Consider the following 16301-nt stretch of genomic DNA (forward strand, 5'->3'; position numbering starts at 1 on the left):
CATGGACCTGATCAGCCAGACGGTGGTGGACGGCATTGCCGGTCCCGGTGCGCCGCCGACCTACCCGACCCTGGGCGACATCGACCTCGCCGACATCTTCCGCTTCACCCAGGGCCAGCCCTGGGCCGACTTTGCGCGGATGCGCCAGGACGCGCCAGTCATGTGGCATCCCGAGCCGTTCGGCGGGCCGGGCTTCTGGGCCCTGACGCGCTACGAGGACGTGCAGCGGGTCAATGGCGACCCCGAGACCTTCTCGTCGCAGCGCGGCGGGATCCTGATGTCGATGGGCGCGCCGGAAAAGCGTCACGCCCTGCTGTTCCGGGCGTCGATGGACACCATGATCAATCTCGACGCGCCGCATCACCTGCAGCTGCGTCGCGAGCACATGCCCTATTTCACGCCGGGCTATCTGCGCGGCCTGACCGACCGGGTGAAGGGCGAGGTCACCCGCCTGCTGGACGCCATGGAGCCGCAGCTGGCTGGCGGGGCGGCGATCGACATGGTCGAGACCTTCAGCTCGATCCTGCCGCTGTTCACCCTGTGCGAGATCCTGGGCGTGCCGCCCGAGGATCGCCCGCGCTTCCTGAAGTGGATGCACTATCTGGAGCGCGCCCAGGACCTGGCGGTGCAGAATGCCGCCGCACCGGTCGCCCCGACCCTGGAGCTGATGCAGTTCGTTCAGGACTTCAACAACGGCGTCGAGGAGATGTTCGACTACGGCCGCACGATGCTGAAGAAGCGTCGCGACGACCCGCAGCAGGACCTGATGACCGCCATCGCCCGCGCCCAGGTCGACGGCTCGCTGCTGGCCGACGAGTATCTGGACGGCTCGTGGCTGCTGATCGTGTTCGCGGGCAATGACACGACCCGCAACACCCTGTCAGGGGCGATGAAGCTGCTGACCGAGTTCCCGGACCAGAAGCAGCGGCTGATCGGCGATCCCTCGCTGCTGCCCGGGGCGGTGGACGAGTTCATCCGCATGGTCAGCCCGGTGATCTACATGCGCCGCACGGCTACGCGCGATGTCGAGATCAACGGCCAGCTGATCCGCGAGGGCGAGAAGGCGGTCATGTACTATGGCGCGGCCAACCGCGATCCGGCGATGTTCGAGAACCCTGATCAGCTGGACGTGACCCGCGCCAACGCCGGCAAGCACATCGCCTTCGGCTACGGACCGCACACCTGCATCGGAAAGCGCGTGGCCCAGATCCAGCTGGAAGAGGCCTATCGCCAGATCCTGGCGCGCTTCCCGGATCTGGCCTGGACCGGTGAGATGGAGATCGCGCCCAACAACTTCGTGCACGCCATCAGCAAGCTGGGTGTGCGGCGCGGCTAGGGCGGTTGCGAGCCTTTCATACGCATGTTTGAGTGACGTCAAAGCCTGGAGGACCACCCATGTCGCAACCGACCTTCGAGACCCTGCTGTACGATGTCGAGGACGGGATCGCGACGATCACCCTCAATCGCCCGGACCGGATGAACGCCTTCACCGCCCGGATGATGAAGGACATGATCGAGGTGTTCGACATCACCGACGCCGACGACGCGGTGAAGGCGGTGATCGTCACGGGCGCGGGCCGGGCGTTCTGCGCTGGGGCCGACCTGGGCGGCGGCGGCGGCACCTTCGACCGCTCCTCGCCCCAGGCGGTGGAACGCGAAGAGGGCAAGGTCGGCGACGTCTATCGCGATGGTGGCGGTCGCGTGACCCTGCGCATGTACGACAGCCTGAAACCCATCATCGGCGCCATCAATGGCGCGGCGGTCGGCGTGGGCGTGACCATGCAGCTGCCGATGGATATCCGTATGGCCTCGACGGCCGCCAAGTTCGGCTTCGTGTTCGCCCGTCGCGGTATCAATCCCGAGGCCGCGTCCAGCTGGTTCCTGCCGCGCCTGGTCGGCCTGCAGACGGCGCTGGAGTGGTGCTACACCGGCCGGGTGTTCGACGCCCAGGAGGCGCTGGACCGCGGCCTGGTCCGCTCGCTGCACCAGCCCGACGACCTGCTGCCGGCCGCCCGAGCCCTGGCCCGCGAGATCGCCGACAACACCGCCCCGGTCTCAGTGGCGATCACCCGCCAGCTGCTGTGGCGCATGGCCGGCGCGGCCCACCCGATGGAAGCCCACATGGCCGACAGCCGGGCCATCCAGTCGCGCGGCGCGTCCGGCGACGCCAAGGAGGGCGTGACGTCGTTCCTGGAGAAGCGCACGCCGGTCTATCCGAACAAGGTCTCGGCCGACCTGCCCGACATCTGGCCGGAGTGGAAAGAACCGGAATTCCGGTAGGGCGAACACGGCGCGGGGGCGCTTTGTCGCGCCTCCGCTCACGGCCCGTTAATCACGTTCTGCTCTCTTCCGACGGATGAGCGATCCCGCGCTGACACCGCCGTTTGCAGAGCCCGAGGCCCCCAAGCCGGCGCCGCGCTCGCGCACGACCCTGCTCAAGCGCCTGGCTGACGTGGTCTGCCTGCCGACCAGCCGCATCAACGCCTTCGAGCGGTCGATGACCGCCGACCTGCTGGTCGAGATGCTGCGCGACGCCAATGTCACCGAGCGCGAGAAGGTCGCCCGGCGTCTGGCCATGCTCAACGAAATGCCCGGCGTTCTGGTGCGCCTCTTGCTACGCGACGAACTGCCGGTGGCCCGCTGCCTGTTGGTCGACGCCGAGAAGCTGTCGGACGCCGACCTGATCAGCTGCCTGTACCACGCCTCGATGGATCACCGCCGGCTGATCGCCCAGCGGCGCGGCGTCAGCGAGGTGGTTGCCGACGCCCTGATCGACATGGCCGAGGCGCCGGTCATCGAAACCCTGCTGCGCAACGACCTGGTCAAGATCAGCCACCAGGGCGTCGAGAACGTCGTGGCGGCCACGCGCGACGCCCAGCACCTGATCCCGCTGCTGCTGCGCCGCGCCGAGCTGCGGCCCAGCCACGCCTATGTCATGTTCTGGTGGGCCGACGCCGAGGCGCGCAGGACCATCCTCCAGCGCTTCGCGGTGTCGCGTGAGATCCTGCAGGACGCTGTCGGCGACGTCTTCGCCCTGGCCTCGGCCGAGGGCTGGCAGGACCCGCTGTCGCGCAAGGCTCTGCAGTTCATCGAGCGCCGCCAGCGCAACCGCGCCGCCATCGCCAAGAGTCCGTACGAAAGCCTGGACGAGGCCGTCACCGCGGCCGAGGGCGGGGTGACCCGCGAGATCGCCGAGGAGATCTCGTATCTCTCGGGCCTGAAGCCGATGACCGGCGCCAAGATCTTTACCGATCCGGGCGGCGAGCCGCTGGCCATTCTGTGCAAGGCCACCGGCCTGCCGCGCAATTGCGTGCGCCAGTTGTGGCGCGGCCTGCGCCGTCAGGAGGTCGACCGCAGCGGCGTGATCGACCACGCCCTGGAGCGGGTGCTGACCGTCTACGACACCATCGCCGTCGATCGGGCCCAGACCGTGCTGCGCTACTGGAACTGGTCGCTGACCTCGGCGCTGACCCCGGCGCTGATCAAGGCCATCCGCGAGGGCGACGAGGCGGCGATCGACGAGTACTCGGCTCCGCAACGTGCCGCTATGCTGGCGCTTGCTCGCGACTTCGGACGATAAAAAGGGATATCGCTGATCTTCGAGTTGGTCGGCGGTTTAGGTTCAGGAACTCAACCTCCCTTACTCATCATATGATGGGTTGAGCGTTTGGCTTGAACACTGCACCATTACAGATGATCTCTTGATGACAGCGTATTGATCGGCGCAGGCAATCTTTGTATGCACGCCTCGATTGGTGTCTGAATCGGTTCGGATACCCGCAAGATTTGGCGACTGGCGAGGCCTTATGGAAGATCAATCGGATCTCATCGAGATGACGGCGGGTATCGTCTCCGCCTATGTTGGCAACAACACGGTCGCGACCGCCGACCTGCCGGCCCTGATCAAGCAAATCCATAGCGCCCTGGCCGCCGTCGGTTCGCCGGCCGCCGAGCCGGCCGCCCCGCCGAAGGAACCCGCGGTTCCGCTGAAGAAGTCGATCACCCCGGACTATCTGATCTGTCTGGAGGACGGCCGGAAGTTCAAGTCGCTGAAGCGCCACCTGCGCACGAAGTACGACATGACCCCAGAAGACTACCGCGCCAAGTGGGGTCTGCCGAAAGATTACCCGATGGTCGCGCCGAACTACGCCGAGGCCCGTTCGAACCTGGCCAAGCAGATGGGCCTGGGGCAGGGCGGTCGTAAGCCCGCGCGCAAGGGCAAATAGCCGAGTCTGAACAATAGCTTGGCCGTCTCGCGCGGCCGGAGCCGCAAGCGCCCGTCGTCCGAACTCGGACGGCGGGCGTTTTCGTTCCTGGTTGACTCTCCCCGGGAATCTCTCTGCGCGGGGTGTTTTTTGCTGGACGCCGATTCGTTCCTTAAGCGATAGTGAATCGAAGTGATTCCAAAGGCTTGTTAAGGACTCTGAAGATGTCCGCGCAACTGAGCGCATCCGCTACGGCGGCGCGCGCTCACCAGGAGATGTTCGCCTATTGGGCGTCCCTCCGCCGGGGGGCGAGCCTCCCGGCGCGCGTCGACCTGCACCCTTCGAGCATGAAGCGGCTGTTGCCGACGGTGTCGCTGATCGACGTCGTCGACCAGCCGCGCGACTACCGCCTGCGCCTGGCCGGCACGGGCCTGTACGGCGTCTACGGGCGCGAGATCACCGGCCGCATGATCGGCGATGTCTACAACACCGCCGCCAGCGACTACTGGCGCAAGGAGCTGGACAAGGTGGTCGAGGAGCGCCGTCCCGGCGTCGGCGTCCACAGCCTGGCCTGGCGCGGCACGCCGCACATGTCGATCCTGTGGCTGCGCCTGCCGCTGGCCAGCAACGGCAAGGACGTCGACATGATCCTGGGCTACGACGCCGTGGTCGGCGCCCAATCCGAAGGTATTTCGGGCATCCGCGCGGCCTAAGGCCCCGAGCCTACCCCTCCAGGAACGCTTCCACTTCGCGGCGGCTCGGCATCGAGGGCGCGGCGCCGGCTTTCTGCACCGACAGGGCGGCGGCGGCGTTGGCCATTTCGACGGCTTCGCGCAGGTCCATGTTGGCGGCCAGGGCCGCGGCCAAGGCGCCGCAGAAACAGTCGCCGGCCCCGACGGTGTCGATCGCCTTGACCTTGCGGCCTTCGACCAGGAAGGCCTCGTCGCGGCGCACCGCGGCCACGCCGGCCGAGCCCAGGGTGACGATGATCGTCTGGTCCGGGCGGCTCATCAGCTTGCGGGCGGCGACCGAGACCTGCTCCAGGCGCACCGGTTCGTGATCCAGCTTGGCGTAGGTGGCCAGCTCGGTCTGGTTCAGGATCAGGATGTCGGTCAGCGGGAACAGGGCCGCGCCCTGCGGCAGGGCCGGGGCGGTGTTGAGGATCCGCAGCGCGCCCTTGGCTGCGCCGGTGCGGAACAGGGCCTCAATGGCGTGGGCGGGCGTCTCCAGCTGGCAGAGCAGCACGCGCTGGCCCTCCAGCGGGGTGGCGGTGACCTGCTGCGGGGTGACCGTGGCGTTGGCGCCGGCGGTGACCACGATCATGTTCTCGGCGCTGTTAGCGACCCAGACGTGGGCCTGGCCGGTGGGCACGCCCTCCAGTTCGACGACGTCGGCCACCTGCACGCCATAACCGGCCAGCTTGGCCTTCAGGCTCTTGCCGGAATCGTCGCCGCCGACCGCGCCCATCAGGCGGGTAGGGGCGCCCATCCGCGCGGCGGCGACCGCCTGGTTGGCGCCCTTGCCGCCCAGGAACAGTTCCAGCGACAGGCCAGCCACGGTCTCGCCGGGGCGCGGTAGGTCATCGACCCGCGCCACCGCGTCCAGATTGATCGAGCCGAGAACGAATACAGTCATGTGCGTGGTCTTCTAAGGTGCTGGAACGGCTAACCGCCGCCGCCTCCGCGCTGGAAGCTTTCGACGAGGCTGCCGGCGACGAGTCGCCATCCGTCCACTAGCACGAAGAAGATCAGCTTGAATGGCAAGCTGATGGTGGCGGGCGGCAGCATCATCATACCCATGCTCATCAGCACGCTGGCCACGACCAGGTCGATGACCAGGAACGGGATGAACAGCAGGAAGCCGATCGAGAAGGCGCGCTTCAGTTCCGAGATCATGAAGGCCGGGGTGACGACCTGCAGCGGCAGCTCCTGGGCGTTCTGGGTGCGGGGCGTCTTGGACAGGCGGACGAACAGGGCCAGGTCGTCGCGACCCACCTGGCTGAGCATGAACTGCTTGACCGGACCGCCGGCGGCGTCGACCGCGGCGGGCAGCTCCATCTGGTTGTCCAGCAGCGGCTTGATGCCCGCGTCGTACGAGCGCTCGAAGGTCGGGCCCATGACGATGGCGGTCAGGAACAGGGCCAGGCTGATGATCACCGGGTTGGGCGGGCTCTGCTGCACGCCGATCGCGGTGCGCAGCAGGCTCAGCACCACCACGATCCGCACGAACGAGGTGGTCATGATCACGATCGACGGGGCCAGCGACAGCACCGTCATCAGGCCGACCAGCTGGACCACCCGCTCGGTCAGGCCCGCGCCCGTGCCCAGGTTGATGTTGATCGCCGACTGGGCGGCCTGGGCCGTGGCGACGGCCGGCATGACCGCGCAGGCGAAGGCCGCCAGCACCGAGATGATCGCCGCGCGGCGTAGGTCCGCCGCATTGGCGCCGGTCACCGCCTTGAGGAGGTCGCGCATCAGGCCACGGGCTCCGGATCGGAAACGGTTTCAGGGGGGGGCGCGGGGCGGGGCTGCGGGACCCAGTCCAGCAGCTTACCGTCGCCCAGCAGCACCAAGCGCTCCTCGCCGTCCAGGTTGACGATCAGCAGGCGGCGGGTGGGATCCAGCACCAGGCTCTCGACCACCCGCATCCGGCGGTCCTGCCGCGCGGCGATCATCCGGCCCACCGCGTCGGGACCGAACTTGCGCAAGGCCCAGGCGGCCAGGCCGATCAGGCCCAGGGTGACCGCCAGCGCCGCCAGGGCGCGGATGAATTCGATAGGGTCCATGGACGCCCAAGAAGCCAGGAGAGGCGAGACAACATAGCGCAGGGGATCGCCCCCACATGCCCTGGTGTGCCTGACGCTTCTTAATGCGGGATTAACCCTGTTTCTTCACCATGATCGCCATGGGTCCGGATGATCTTCCCCTTTTCGGCATGCTCAAGAGCCGCCTCGGTTATCTGACCGAGCGCCAGAAGCTTGTCGCCCAGAACGTGGCCAACGCCGACACCCCCGGCTATCGCCCGTCGGACCTCAAGACCTACAGCTTCCAGGCCTCGTTGATGAACCAGGCCTCAGGCTCGCCCTATCGCGGCGGCGTCGCGGCCCCGACCGGGGGCGTGCGGATGATGGAGACCTCGGCCTCGCACATGGCCCCGTCCAAGGCCCCCAGCGCCTGGCGCGCGTCGGCGGGGACGGACTCCGAGGTCACGCTCGACGGCAACGCGGTGTCGCTCGAAGACCAGATGCTGAAGATGACCGACGCGCGGATGAACTACGACGCGGCGATCAGCTTCTATCAGAAATCCATGAACATGCTGCGCACCGCCGCGCGCAAGCCCAGCGGCTAAGGAGCTAGGCGATGCCCGAGATCAAGTCCAACTCGCTGGCGACCATGGCCGTGGCCTCGTCGGCCCTGCGCGCCCAGCAGGGCCGCATGCGCGTCATCGCGGAAAACATCGCCAACGCCAATTCGACGGCGCGCACCGCTGGCGGCGACCCCTATCGCCGCCAGGTTCCGGTGTTCAAGCCGACCCGGGTTTCGGGCGCCGAGGGCGTGCAGATGCTGCGCGTCGATCCCGACCGCGCCGACTTCAAGACCGAATACGATCCGGGCAACCCGGCCGCCGACGCCAAGGGCTACGTCAAGCTGCCCAACGTCAACACGCTGGTCGAGGCGCTGGACATGAAGGACGCCCAGCGCGCCTACGAAGCCAACCTCAACGTGATCGAGACGGCCCGCGCCATGGAAGCGCGCACCCTCGACATCATCAAGAAGTAGGGGATTAGGCGATGATCACCGCTCTGGCGGCCGCCAAGGCCTATGCCTCGCAAGGCGCGATGGGGATCGGCTCGGTCGGTTCGATCGGCGGCGCCGACAAGAAGGGCGTCGACTTCGGCGACATGCTGAAGTCGGCCATGGAAGGCGCGGCCAAGACCTCGAAGGTCGCCGAAAGCAAGATCGCCGCCCAGGTCGCCGGCAAGGCCGAACTCGTGGACGTCGTCACCGCCATCAGCTCGGCCGAGGCTAGCCTGGAAACCGTGATGGCCGTCCGCGACCAGGTGATCTCGGCCTATCAGGAAATCATGCGCATGCCGATCTGACGGCGTCTTTCGCCTCTCCGCATCGAGCAAAGAAAATGGGCCGCGTCCGGGGAGGACGCGGCCCAAGTTGCTTCAGGGGAGGATAAAGGACGCTACGCTTACAAAAGGGGTGGTTCAGAAGTTGAGGAACGTCTTGGCGACCGTGAACAGGCCGCCCCATACGATCGCGTTCAGCACGGCGGCCACCAGCACCGCGAAGCCCAGCGGCCACTGACGCACGGGGCGACGGGCGGGACGGGGATCGAACGGGCGGGCTTGCGTGATGACGGACATGAGGCGCTCCTTGAACCTGCCCTCATGGTCGAGATTGACTCGGCCTGTGCGAACCTGACGACCTGTCGCGCGCCGCCTTGTCGCACCTGAGATGTGAGTCAACGCTCGGGACGGCGAACAGTTGATTCTTTCGCCGCCCCGGAGTCCCGATGACCGCCATCGTCCTCGACAAGGTCAGCAAGTCCTACGCTGGCCGCACGGTGCTGGCCGAGACCTCGCTTGAGATCGCCAAGGGCCGGTTCGTCGCTCTGGTCGGCGGCTCGGGCGCGGGCAAGACCACGCTGCTGAAGCTGATGAATGGGCTGTCGACGCCGACGTCCGGGCGGGTGCTGGTCGAGGGGGCGGACATTGCGCAACGGCCGGGACCGGAGCTGCGGCGGGGGATCGGCTATGTCTTCCAGGAGATCGGCCTCTTCCCGCACATGACAGTCGATCAGAACATCGGTGTCACCCCGGACCTGCTGGGCTGGCCGCCGGCGCAGATCGCGGCGCGGGTCGACGAGCTGCTGGATTTGGTGGCCCTGCCGCGCGAGGTCGCGAAGCGCGCGCCGTCGCAGCTGTCGGGCGGCCAGCGCCAGCGGGTTGGCGTGGCTCGGGCCCTGGCGGCGCGCCCCTCGATCCTGCTGATGGACGAACCGTTCGGAGCGCTTGATCCGGTGACCCGGACGGCCCTGGCCGACGATGTGCGGGCGCTGCATGACCAGCTGGGTCTGACCACGGTGATGGTCACCCACGATGTCGGCGAGGCCCTGCTGCTGGCCGATGAGGTGGTGGTGATGGCCGACGGCTGGGCGCTGGCCCATGCGTCGCCGCGCGAGTTGCTGGCCGGCCATCCGGACCCTGTCGTCGCCGACCTGATCGCCGCCCCGAAGAAACAGGCCGAACGTCTCGCGGAGCTGGCTCGTGGCTGATCGTTTTTCCGCCGCCCTGGCCGTCCTGCCCGAGCGCCTGGGCTGGCACGTCGCGCTGTCGGCGTCGGCCCTGGCGCTGGGCCTGGCCATCGCCTTGCCGTTGGGGATCGCCGCCGCCCGTAATCCGCGCCTGAAGTGGCTGGCCCTGGGCGCGGCCGGGCTGGTGCAGACCATTCCCAGCCTGGCGCTGCTGGCGCTGTTCTATCCGGTGCTGCTGCTGCTCTCCGGTCTGGCCGCGAAGGTGCTGGGCCATGGCTTCCCGGCCCTGGGATTCCTGCCGTCGCTGCTGGCCCTGACCCTCTATTCGATGCTGCCGATCCTGCGGAACGCGGCGGCGGGCGTCTCCGGCGTCGATCCGGCCGTGGTCGAGGCCGCGCGCGGCGTGGGCATGACCGACCGCCAGCGGCTGTGGCGCGTGGAGCTGCCCCTGGCCGCGCCGGTGATCATGGCCGGGGTGCGCACCGCTGCCGTCTGGACGATCGGCGCGGCGACCCTGTCCACGCCCGTCGGCCAGACCTCGCTGGGCGACTACATCTTCTCCGGACTGCAGACCGAGGACTGGGTGGCGGTGCTGGTCGGCTGCGCGGCTTCGGCGGGCTTGGCGCTGGTCGTTGATGGCCTGCTGGGTCTGATCGAGGGCGGGGTGGCGCGGCGGGAGCCGAAGAGGCTCTGGGCCGGTGGCGTCGGCCTGGCTGTGGGTCTGTTGGCGGCAGTCGCGCCTCTGGCTGGCGCGGCCTTGTCGCAGGGCCAGCCCGCCTATGTGATCGGGGCCAAGAACTTCTCCGAGCAGTACATCCTGGCCGAGCTGATGGCCGGCCGGGTGGAGCGCGAGGGGGCGAGCGTCCAGCGCCGCGTCAACCTGGGCTCGGTCATCGCCTACCGCGCCTTGGCCAGCGGCGAGATCGACGCCTATGTCGACTATTCCGGCACCTTGTGGGCCAACATCCTGCAGCGCACGGACAACCCCGGCCGCCAGGCGGTGCTCGACACGTTGCGCAAGGACCTGAAGGCCCGCGACGGCGTGGTGCTGCTGAACGCCCTGGGCTTCGAGAACGCCTATGCGCTGGCCATGCGCCGCGACCGTGCGCAGGCGCTGGGGATCACGACCCTGACCGATCTGGCGGCCAACGCCCCGCAGCTGACCATGGGCGGCGATCTGGAGTTCTTCTCGCGGCCGGAGTGGAAGAGCGTCGAGACCGCCTACGGCCTGAAGTTCAAGTCCAAGCGCCAGTTCCAGCCGACCTTCATGTACCGCGCGCTGGCGGGGGGCGAGGCCGACGTGATTTCGGCCTTCTCTTCGGACGGTCGGATCGCGGCGGATGATCTGGTGCTGCTGGCCGATCCGAAAGGCGCGCTGCCGCCCTATGACGCGGTGATCCTGGTCTCGCCGAAGCGGGCCGGGGACCAGCGGCTGCTGGACGCCCTGGCGCCGCTCTCCGGCGCCCTCGACGTCCAGGCCATGCAGGCGGCCAACTACGCGGTCGACCGCGACACGGGCAAGAAGAGCCCGGCTGAGGCCGCCGCGATGCTGGCGCGCTAGAGAATCCCCGGCAGGTCCAGGCCCTTATCCCGTGCGCATTCCAGGGCGATGTCGTAGCCCGCATCCGCGTGGCGCATGACGCCGGTGGCCGGGTCGTTCCACAGCACGCGTTCGATGCGCTTGGCGGCGGCGTCGGTGCCGTCGCAGACGATGACCATGCCCGAGTGCTGCGAGAAGCCCATGCCCACCCCACCGCCGTGGTGCAGCGACACCCAGGTGGCGCCCGAGGCGGTGTTGAGCAGGGCGTTCAGCAGCGGCCAGTCCGACACCGCGTCTGAGCCATCCTGCATGGCCTCGGTCTCGCGGTTTGGCGAGGCGACCGAGCCGCTATCCAGGTGATCGCGACCGATGACGATCGGAGCCTTCAGCTCGCCGCTGGCGACCATCTCGTTGAAGGCCAGGCCCAGGCGGTGGCGATCGCCCAGGCCGACCCAACAGATGCGCGCCGGCAGGCCCTGGAACTTGATCTTCCGGCCCGCCATGTCGAGCCAGTTGTGCAGGTGCGGATTGTCCGGGATCAGTTCCTTGACCTTGGCGTCGGTCCTGGCGATGTCCTCGGGATCGCCTGATAGCGCCGCCCAGCGGAACGGACCGATCCCCCGGCAGAACAGCGGGCGGATATAGGCCGGCACAAAGCCCGGGAAATCGAAGGCGTTGGCGACGCCTTCCTCCAGCGCCATCTGGCGGATGTTGTTGCCGTAGTCGACGGTCGGCACGCCGGCGGCCTGGAAGTCCAGCATCGCCTGGACGTGGACGGCCATCGAGGCGCGGGCGGCCTTGTCGACGCGGGCCGGCTCACGCTCGCGGGCGTCAGCCCACTGGTCCAGGCTCCAGCCGGCCGGCAGGTAGCCGTTGATCGGATCGTGGGCGCTGGTCTGGTCGGTCAACAGGTCGGGACGCACGCCGCGCTTGAAGAGCTCCGGCAGCAGCTCGGCGGCGTTGCCCAGCAGGCCGACCGAGATCGGGGTCTTGGCTGCGCAGGCCTCCTCAATCCAGGCCAGGGCCTCGTCGACATTGTCGGTGGACTTGTCGAGATAGCCGGTGCGCAGGCGCATCTCGATCCGCGAAGGCTGGCACTCGATGGCCAGGCACGACGCCCCGGCCATCACCGCCGCTAGCGGCTGCGCCCCGCCCATGCCGCCCAGGCCCGCGGTCAGCAGCCACTTGCCCGAAAGATCGCCGGCATAGTGCTGGCGGCCCATCTCGACGAAGGTCTCGTAGGTGCCCTGCACGATGCCCTGGGCGCCGATATAGATCCACGAGCCGGCGGTCATCTGGCCGTACATGGCCAGGCCCTTCTTATCGAGTTCGTTGAAGTGCTCCCAGTTGGCCCAGCGCGGCACCAGATTGGAGTTGGCGATCAGCACGCGCGGCGCGTCGGCATGGGTGCGGAAGACGCCGACCGGCTTGCCGGATTGCACCAGCAGGGTCTGGTCGTCCTCGAGCCGGCGAAGGGTCTCGACGATCTTGTCGTAGCTCTCCCAATCTCGGGCGGCGCGGCCGATGCCGCCATAGACGACCAGCTCTTCCGGGCGCTCAGCGACGTCGGGGTGCAGGTTGTTCATCAGCATCCGCAGCGGGGCTTCGGTCAGCCAGGACTTGGCGGAAAGCTGCGTCCCGGTGGCGGGGTGGATAACGCGGGTGTTGTCGCGGCGGGTCATGCTTTGCTCCGGGCAAAGGAAAGGCAGGCGTTGAGGACGTCTTCGAGCACGCGCCGCAGCGGCTCGGCGCGGTCGGCGTGGAAGGGCGTGGGCCAGGTGTCGGGCGTGGGCGGCTCGGCCGGGTCTTCCATGTAGCCCCGGCAAGCCAGCTCCATCTGGATCGCGTGGACGCCGGTGGCGGGCTGGCCGTAGTGGCGCGTGGTCCAGCCGCCCTTGAAGCGGCCATTGGTGACGCGCGAGCCTCCCGAGGCGTCGCAAGCGGCCTCGACGGCGATGGTCAGTTCGTCGGCGCACGACGCACCGCTGTTGGTCCCGAGATTGAACTGCGGCAGCTCGCCGTCGAACAGGCGCGGTACGCGCGAGCGGATCGAGTGGGCCTCGTACAGCACCACAGTCGGATGCAGCCCGCGCAGGCGGTCGATCTCCTCGCGCAAGGCGGCGTGGTAGGGCGCAAAGTACAGGGCCCGGCGGCCGTCGATCTCGGCGGCGTTCGGGCCGCCGTCGCGATACAGCGGCTCGCCGTCAAAGGTGGTGGTGGGACACAGCTCCGTCGTCGCTTGGCCCGGATAGAGCGAGACGCCCGACGGGTCGCGATTGACGTCGATGACCGTGCGCGAGATCGCCGTTCGCACGATCGTCGCGCCTAATCCCTGGGCAAAGGCGTAGAGCCGGTCGATCCACCAGTCAGCGTCCTTCAGGCCCAGCCACGGCGAGACGAGGCGAGCCGCGATCTCCGGCGGGATCTCGGTGCCGGTATGCGGCAGGCTGACGATCAGCGGGGCGTCGCCGCGCGTGACCCGCAGCCAGCTCATGCGACCAGCCCCGGCAACTCACCCGCCGCGTCGATCACCGCGCCCGAGCGGACCAGGGCGTTGGCGGCTTCCATGTCCGGGTGGAAGTGGCGGTCGTCGTCCAAGTGTGGGACCTGGGCCCGGGTCAGGGCGCGGACCGCCTCCAGGGCGTCGCTGGACTTCAGCGGCGCATGGAAGTCGCAGCCCTGGGCGGCGGCCAGAAGCTCGATGCCCAGCACCGCCATGGCGTTCTCGACCATGCCCAGTAGGCGCCGCGCGCCATGGGCGGCCATCGAGACGTGGTCTTCCTGGTTGGCGGAGGTCGGGATCGAGTCGACGCTGGCCGGATAGGCCTTCTGCTTGTTCTCCGAGACCAGGGCGGCGGCCGTGACCTGCGGGATCATGAAGCCGGAGTTCAGGCCCGGCTTGGGCGTCAGGAAGGCCGGCAGGCCCGACAGCGCCGGGTCGACCAGCATGGCGATGCGGCGTTCGGCGATCGAGCCGATCTCGCAGACGGCCAGGGCGATCATGTCGGCGGCGAAGGCCACCGGCTCGGCGTGGAAGTTGCCGCCCGACAGCGCTTCGTCGGCTTCCGGGAAGATCAGCGGATTGTCCGAGACGCCATTGGCCTCGGTCTCCAGCGTCGTCGCGGCTTGGCGCAGGACATCGAGGGCTGCGCCCATGACCTGCGGCTGGCAGCGCAGGCAGTAGGGGTCCTGGACGCGCTCGTCCTCCTTCAGGTGCGAGGCGCGGATCGCCGAGGACGCCATCAGGCCGCGCAGGGCGGCGGCGGTTTCGATCTGTCCGGCATGGCGGCGCAGGGTATGGATGCGCGGGTCGAACGGCGTGTCCGAGCCCTTGGCGGCTTCGGTCGACAGCGCGCCGGTGACCAGGGCCGACTGGAACAGGCGCTCGGCGTCGAACAGGCCGGCCAGGGCGTTGGCGGTCGAGAACTGGGTGCCGTTCAGCAGGGCCAGGCCCTCCTTCGGGCCGAGCGTCAGAGGGGCGAGGCCGGCCTTCTTCAGCGCCTTGGCGGCGGGCTTGCGCTCGCCGTCGACGAAGATCTCGCCGACCCCGATCATGGTCGCGGCCATGTGCGACAGCGGGGCCAGGTCGCCGGAGGCGCCGACCGAGCCCTGGCATGGCACCACCGGGGTGAGGCCCTGTTTCAGCATCAGCTCCAGCATGCGCACGGTCTCGACCCGCACGCCCGAGGCGCCCTGCGCCAGACTGGCCAGCTTCAGGGCCATCATCAGGCGGATGACCGGCACGGGCGACGGTTCGCCGACCCCGGCCGCGTGCGACAGGACGATGTTGCGCTGCAGGGTCTCGAGGTCTTCGTCGCCGATGCGGACGCTGGCCAGCTTCCCGAAGCCGGTGTTGATGCCGTAGACCGGCTCGCCCTTGGCCAGGATGCGCTGCACCGCGGCCGCGCTTTCCGCGATCACCGGCCAGGCGTCTTCGGCCAGTGTCGCGGTCGCCCCGCGATAGATCGCCTTCCAGTCGGCCAGCGGCACGGCGCCGGGATTCAGAACAAGCTCGCTCACTGGCCTCTCCACACGCGCGCATGGAGCGGGTTGAAGCCCATGCGATAGACAAGTTCGGCGGGACGCTCGATGTCCCAGATAGCGAGATCGCAGGCCTTGCCGGCCTCCAGCGTCCCGCAGGTGTTCAGCAGATCCAGCGCCCGCGCGGCCTCGCGCGTCACCCCGGCCAGGCACTCCTCCACCGTCATGCGGAAGAGGGTGGCGGCCATGTTCATGACCAGCAGCGGCGAGGTCAGGGGCGAGGTGCCGGGGTTGCAGTCGGTGGCCAGGGCCATCGTAACGCCGGCCGCCCGCAGCGCGGAGATCGGTGGGGCCTTGTGCTCGCGGGTGAAGTAGTAGGCGCCGGGCAGCAGGGTCGCGACGGTGCGCGAGGCGGCCATGGCGGCCACGCCGGCCTCGTCCAGATGTTCCAGGTGGTCGGCCGACAGGGCGTCGAACTCGACCGCCAGCGCAGCGCCGTTGAGGTTCGACAGTTGCTCGGCGTGCAGCTTGACCGGCAGGCCGTGGTCGCGGGCAGCCTCGAATACGCGACGGATCTGCTCGGGCGAGAAGCCAATGCCTTCGCAGAAGCCATCAACCGCATCGGCCAGGCCGCGGGCGGCGATGGCGGGGATCATAGCTCCGCAGACCAGATCGACATAGGCGTCCGGATCGTCGCGATATTCCGGCGGCAGGGCGTGGGCGCCCAGGAACGTGGTGCTGATCCCGACACGGCGGATGTCGGCCAGGGCGCGGGCGGCGCGCAGGCTCTTGATCTCATCGTCCAGCGACAGGCCGTAGCCGGACTTGATCTCGACCGTGGTGACGCCCTCGGCGATCAGGGCGTCCAGGCGGGGCAGGGCGGCCTGGATCAATTCGTCCTCGGTCGCCGCGCGGGTGGCGCGCATGGTCGAGACGATGCCGCCGCCGGCCCGGGCGATGTCCTCGTAGCTGGCGCCGGCCAGACGCAGCTCGAACTCGTGGGCGCGGTCGCCGGCGAAGACCAGGTGGGTATGCGGGTCGATCAGGCCGGGGGTGATCCAGCGACCTTCGAGGTCGATGGTGTCGGCGGCCTCGAAGGCGGGAGCGTCCTCTGCTGAGCCGGCATAGGCGATGTCGCCGTCGAGGCTGGCGACGACGCCGTGCTCAACGATGCCCAGCCCTTCCCGCTCGGGGGCGAGGGTGGCGAGACGAGCGTTGATCCACACCCGATCACAGCGCATGAGCCTGCCTCCAAACCACGGGACGCGCCCTTGCGGCGCGCTTCAATATGTATAGACATATTTGCGAAC

General features: G+C 68.5%; 18 protein-coding genes. 10 read left to right on the plus strand and 8 right to left on the minus strand.

Translation table 11 applies throughout. From position 1 onward, the window contains the following. Position 1: 1 nt before the first annotated feature. The 5 genes from ABDW31_RS19750 to ABDW31_RS19770 all read left to right on the plus strand — a co-directional run bounded on the left by ABDW31_RS19750 (position 2) and on the right by ABDW31_RS19770 (position 4918). Positions 2–1336, plus strand: coding sequence for a cytochrome P450 (locus tag ABDW31_RS19750; RefSeq protein ID WP_184721863.1), 1335 nt, complete (start codon positions 2–4; stop codon positions 1334–1336). A 59-nt stretch (positions 1337–1395) separates the two neighbouring features. After that, positions 1396–2280 (plus strand): crotonase/enoyl-CoA hydratase family protein, encoded by an 885-nt coding sequence (locus ABDW31_RS19755; protein WP_184721860.1) that lies wholly within the window; start codon positions 1396–1398, stop codon positions 2278–2280. Between the two features lie 76 nt (positions 2281–2356). After that, positions 2357–3580 (plus strand): DUF2336 domain-containing protein, encoded by a 1224-nt coding sequence (locus tag ABDW31_RS19760; RefSeq protein WP_184721857.1) that lies wholly within the window; start codon positions 2357–2359, stop codon positions 3578–3580. Positions 3581–3806: 226 nt separating this feature from the next. Beyond that, on the plus strand, positions 3807–4226 hold the full coding sequence (locus ABDW31_RS19765) for a MucR family transcriptional regulator (protein ID WP_184721854.1): 420 nt from the start codon (positions 3807–3809) through the stop codon (positions 4224–4226). A 197-nt stretch (positions 4227–4423) separates the two neighbouring features. Next, positions 4424–4918 (plus strand): PAS domain-containing protein, encoded by a 495-nt coding sequence (locus ABDW31_RS19770; protein ID WP_184724158.1) that lies wholly within the window; start codon positions 4424–4426, stop codon positions 4916–4918. A gap of 10 nt (positions 4919–4928) precedes the next feature. On the opposite strand, the gene ABDW31_RS19775 is transcribed toward ABDW31_RS19770, so the two are convergent. Genes ABDW31_RS19775 through ABDW31_RS19785 form a run of 3 tightly spaced genes read right to left on the minus strand, consistent with a single transcriptional unit; the run spans position 4929 to position 6990 of the window. Continuing rightward, positions 4929–5840 (minus strand): ribokinase, encoded by a 912-nt coding sequence (locus tag ABDW31_RS19775; protein ID WP_184721851.1) that lies wholly within the window; start codon positions 5838–5840, stop codon positions 4929–4931. Positions 5841–5869: 29 nt separating this feature from the next. Next, complete coding sequence (fliP, locus tag ABDW31_RS19780; RefSeq protein ID WP_184724155.1) at positions 5870–6682, minus strand: flagellar type III secretion system pore protein FliP; 813 nt, start codon at positions 6680–6682, stop codon at positions 5870–5872. Further along, a complete protein-coding gene (locus ABDW31_RS19785) occupies positions 6679–6990 on the minus strand; it encodes a flagellar biosynthetic protein FliO (RefSeq protein ID WP_184721848.1) in 312 nt (103 codons plus the stop codon). The genes fliP and ABDW31_RS19785 overlap by 4 nt, the downstream gene beginning before the upstream one ends. A gap of 119 nt (positions 6991–7109) precedes the next feature. On the opposite strand from ABDW31_RS19785, the gene flgB reads away from it, so the two are divergent. Genes flgB through fliE form a run of 3 tightly spaced genes read left to right on the plus strand, consistent with a single transcriptional unit; the run spans position 7110 to position 8307 of the window. After that, entirely contained in the window at positions 7110–7553 is a 444-nt protein-coding gene (gene flgB / locus ABDW31_RS19790) for a flagellar basal body rod protein FlgB (protein WP_184724153.1), read from the plus strand. 11 nt (positions 7554–7564) lie between these two features. Next, the gene (gene flgC, locus ABDW31_RS19795) at positions 7565–7984 is read left to right on the plus strand and encodes a flagellar basal body rod protein FlgC (protein ID WP_184721845.1); all 420 of its coding nucleotides are present in this window, start codon (positions 7565–7567) and stop codon (positions 7982–7984) included. Positions 7985–7995: 11 nt separating this feature from the next. Continuing rightward, positions 7996–8307: a flagellar hook-basal body complex protein FliE gene (gene fliE, locus ABDW31_RS19800; protein ID WP_184721842.1), complete on the plus strand. Its 312-nt coding sequence runs from the start codon at positions 7996–7998 to the stop codon at positions 8305–8307. 114 nt (positions 8308–8421) lie between these two features. On the opposite strand, the gene ABDW31_RS19805 is transcribed toward fliE, so the two are convergent. Then, positions 8422–8580: a hypothetical protein gene (locus ABDW31_RS19805; RefSeq protein WP_184721840.1), complete on the minus strand. Its 159-nt coding sequence runs from the start codon at positions 8578–8580 to the stop codon at positions 8422–8424. A gap of 149 nt (positions 8581–8729) precedes the next feature. Between ABDW31_RS19805 and ABDW31_RS19810 the strand changes: the two genes are divergently transcribed. Further along, positions 8730–9491, plus strand: a complete 762-nt coding sequence (locus ABDW31_RS19810; RefSeq protein ID WP_184721838.1) for an ATP-binding cassette domain-containing protein — start codon at positions 8730–8732, stop codon at positions 9489–9491. Continuing rightward, positions 9484–11031, plus strand: a complete 1548-nt coding sequence (locus tag ABDW31_RS19815) for a glycine betaine ABC transporter substrate-binding protein (protein ID WP_184721836.1) — start codon at positions 9484–9486, stop codon at positions 11029–11031. Before ABDW31_RS19810 ends, ABDW31_RS19815 begins: the two co-directional genes overlap by 8 nt. Here the strand turns inward: ABDW31_RS19815 and hutU are convergent. From hutU to hutI, 4 genes are read right to left on the minus strand one after another with little or no spacing between them, the layout of a single operon-like run. Continuing rightward, positions 11028–12692, minus strand: coding sequence for a urocanate hydratase (hutU, locus tag ABDW31_RS19820; RefSeq protein WP_184721834.1), 1665 nt, complete (start codon positions 12690–12692; stop codon positions 11028–11030). The genes ABDW31_RS19815 and hutU overlap by 4 nt on opposite strands. Next, a complete protein-coding gene (hutG, locus tag ABDW31_RS19825; protein ID WP_184721832.1) occupies positions 12689–13504 on the minus strand; it encodes an N-formylglutamate deformylase in 816 nt (271 codons plus the stop codon). The genes hutU and hutG overlap by 4 nt, the downstream gene beginning before the upstream one ends. Continuing rightward, positions 13501–15042 (minus strand): histidine ammonia-lyase, encoded by a 1542-nt coding sequence (hutH, locus tag ABDW31_RS19830; RefSeq protein WP_184721830.1) that lies wholly within the window; start codon positions 15040–15042, stop codon positions 13501–13503. Before hutH ends, hutG begins: the two co-directional genes overlap by 4 nt. Further along, the gene (gene hutI, locus ABDW31_RS19835; RefSeq protein ID WP_184721828.1) at positions 15027–16232 is read right to left on the minus strand and encodes an imidazolonepropionase; all 1206 of its coding nucleotides are present in this window, start codon (positions 16230–16232) and stop codon (positions 15027–15029) included. The genes hutH and hutI overlap by 16 nt, the downstream gene beginning before the upstream one ends. Positions 16233–16301: the final 69 nt, after the last annotated feature.

Source organism: Caulobacter sp., from assembly GCF_039596335.1.
GTDB lineage: Bacteria > Pseudomonadota > Alphaproteobacteria > Caulobacterales > Caulobacteraceae > Caulobacter.

Bases quoted from the DNA above. Each gene is read 5' to 3' on its own strand.
- ABDW31_RS19750 (WP_184721863.1), top strand. From the start codon at position 2: ATGGACCTGATCAGCCAGACGGTGGTGGACGGCATTGCCGGTCCCGGT.
- ABDW31_RS19755 (WP_184721860.1), top strand. From the start codon at position 1,396: ATGTCGCAACCGACCTTCGAGACCCTGCTGTACGATGTCGAGGACGGG.
- ABDW31_RS19760 (WP_184721857.1), top strand. From the start codon at position 2,357: ATGAGCGATCCCGCGCTGACACCGCCGTTTGCAGAGCCCGAGGCCCCC.
- ABDW31_RS19765 (WP_184721854.1), top strand. From the start codon at position 3,807: ATGGAAGATCAATCGGATCTCATCGAGATGACGGCGGGTATCGTCTCC.
- ABDW31_RS19775 (WP_184721851.1), bottom strand. From the start codon at position 5,840: ATGACTGTATTCGTTCTCGGCTCGATCAATCTGGACGCGGTGGCGCGG.
- ABDW31_RS19785 (WP_184721848.1), bottom strand. From the start codon at position 6,990: ATGGACCCTATCGAATTCATCCGCGCCCTGGCGGCGCTGGCGGTCACC.
- flgB (WP_184724153.1), top strand. From the start codon at position 7,110: ATGGGTCCGGATGATCTTCCCCTTTTCGGCATGCTCAAGAGCCGCCTC.
- flgC (WP_184721845.1), top strand. From the start codon at position 7,565: ATGCCCGAGATCAAGTCCAACTCGCTGGCGACCATGGCCGTGGCCTCG.
- fliE (WP_184721842.1), top strand. From the start codon at position 7,996: ATGATCACCGCTCTGGCGGCCGCCAAGGCCTATGCCTCGCAAGGCGCG.
- ABDW31_RS19805 (WP_184721840.1), bottom strand. From the start codon at position 8,580: ATGTCCGTCATCACGCAAGCCCGCCCGTTCGATCCCCGTCCCGCCCGT.
- ABDW31_RS19810 (WP_184721838.1), top strand. From the start codon at position 8,730: ATGACCGCCATCGTCCTCGACAAGGTCAGCAAGTCCTACGCTGGCCGC.
- hutU (WP_184721834.1), bottom strand. From the start codon at position 12,692: ATGACCCGCCGCGACAACACCCGCGTTATCCACCCCGCCACCGGGACG.
- hutG (WP_184721832.1), bottom strand. From the start codon at position 13,504: ATGAGCTGGCTGCGGGTCACGCGCGGCGACGCCCCGCTGATCGTCAGC.
- hutI (WP_184721828.1), bottom strand. From the start codon at position 16,232: ATGCGCTGTGATCGGGTGTGGATCAACGCTCGTCTCGCCACCCTCGCC.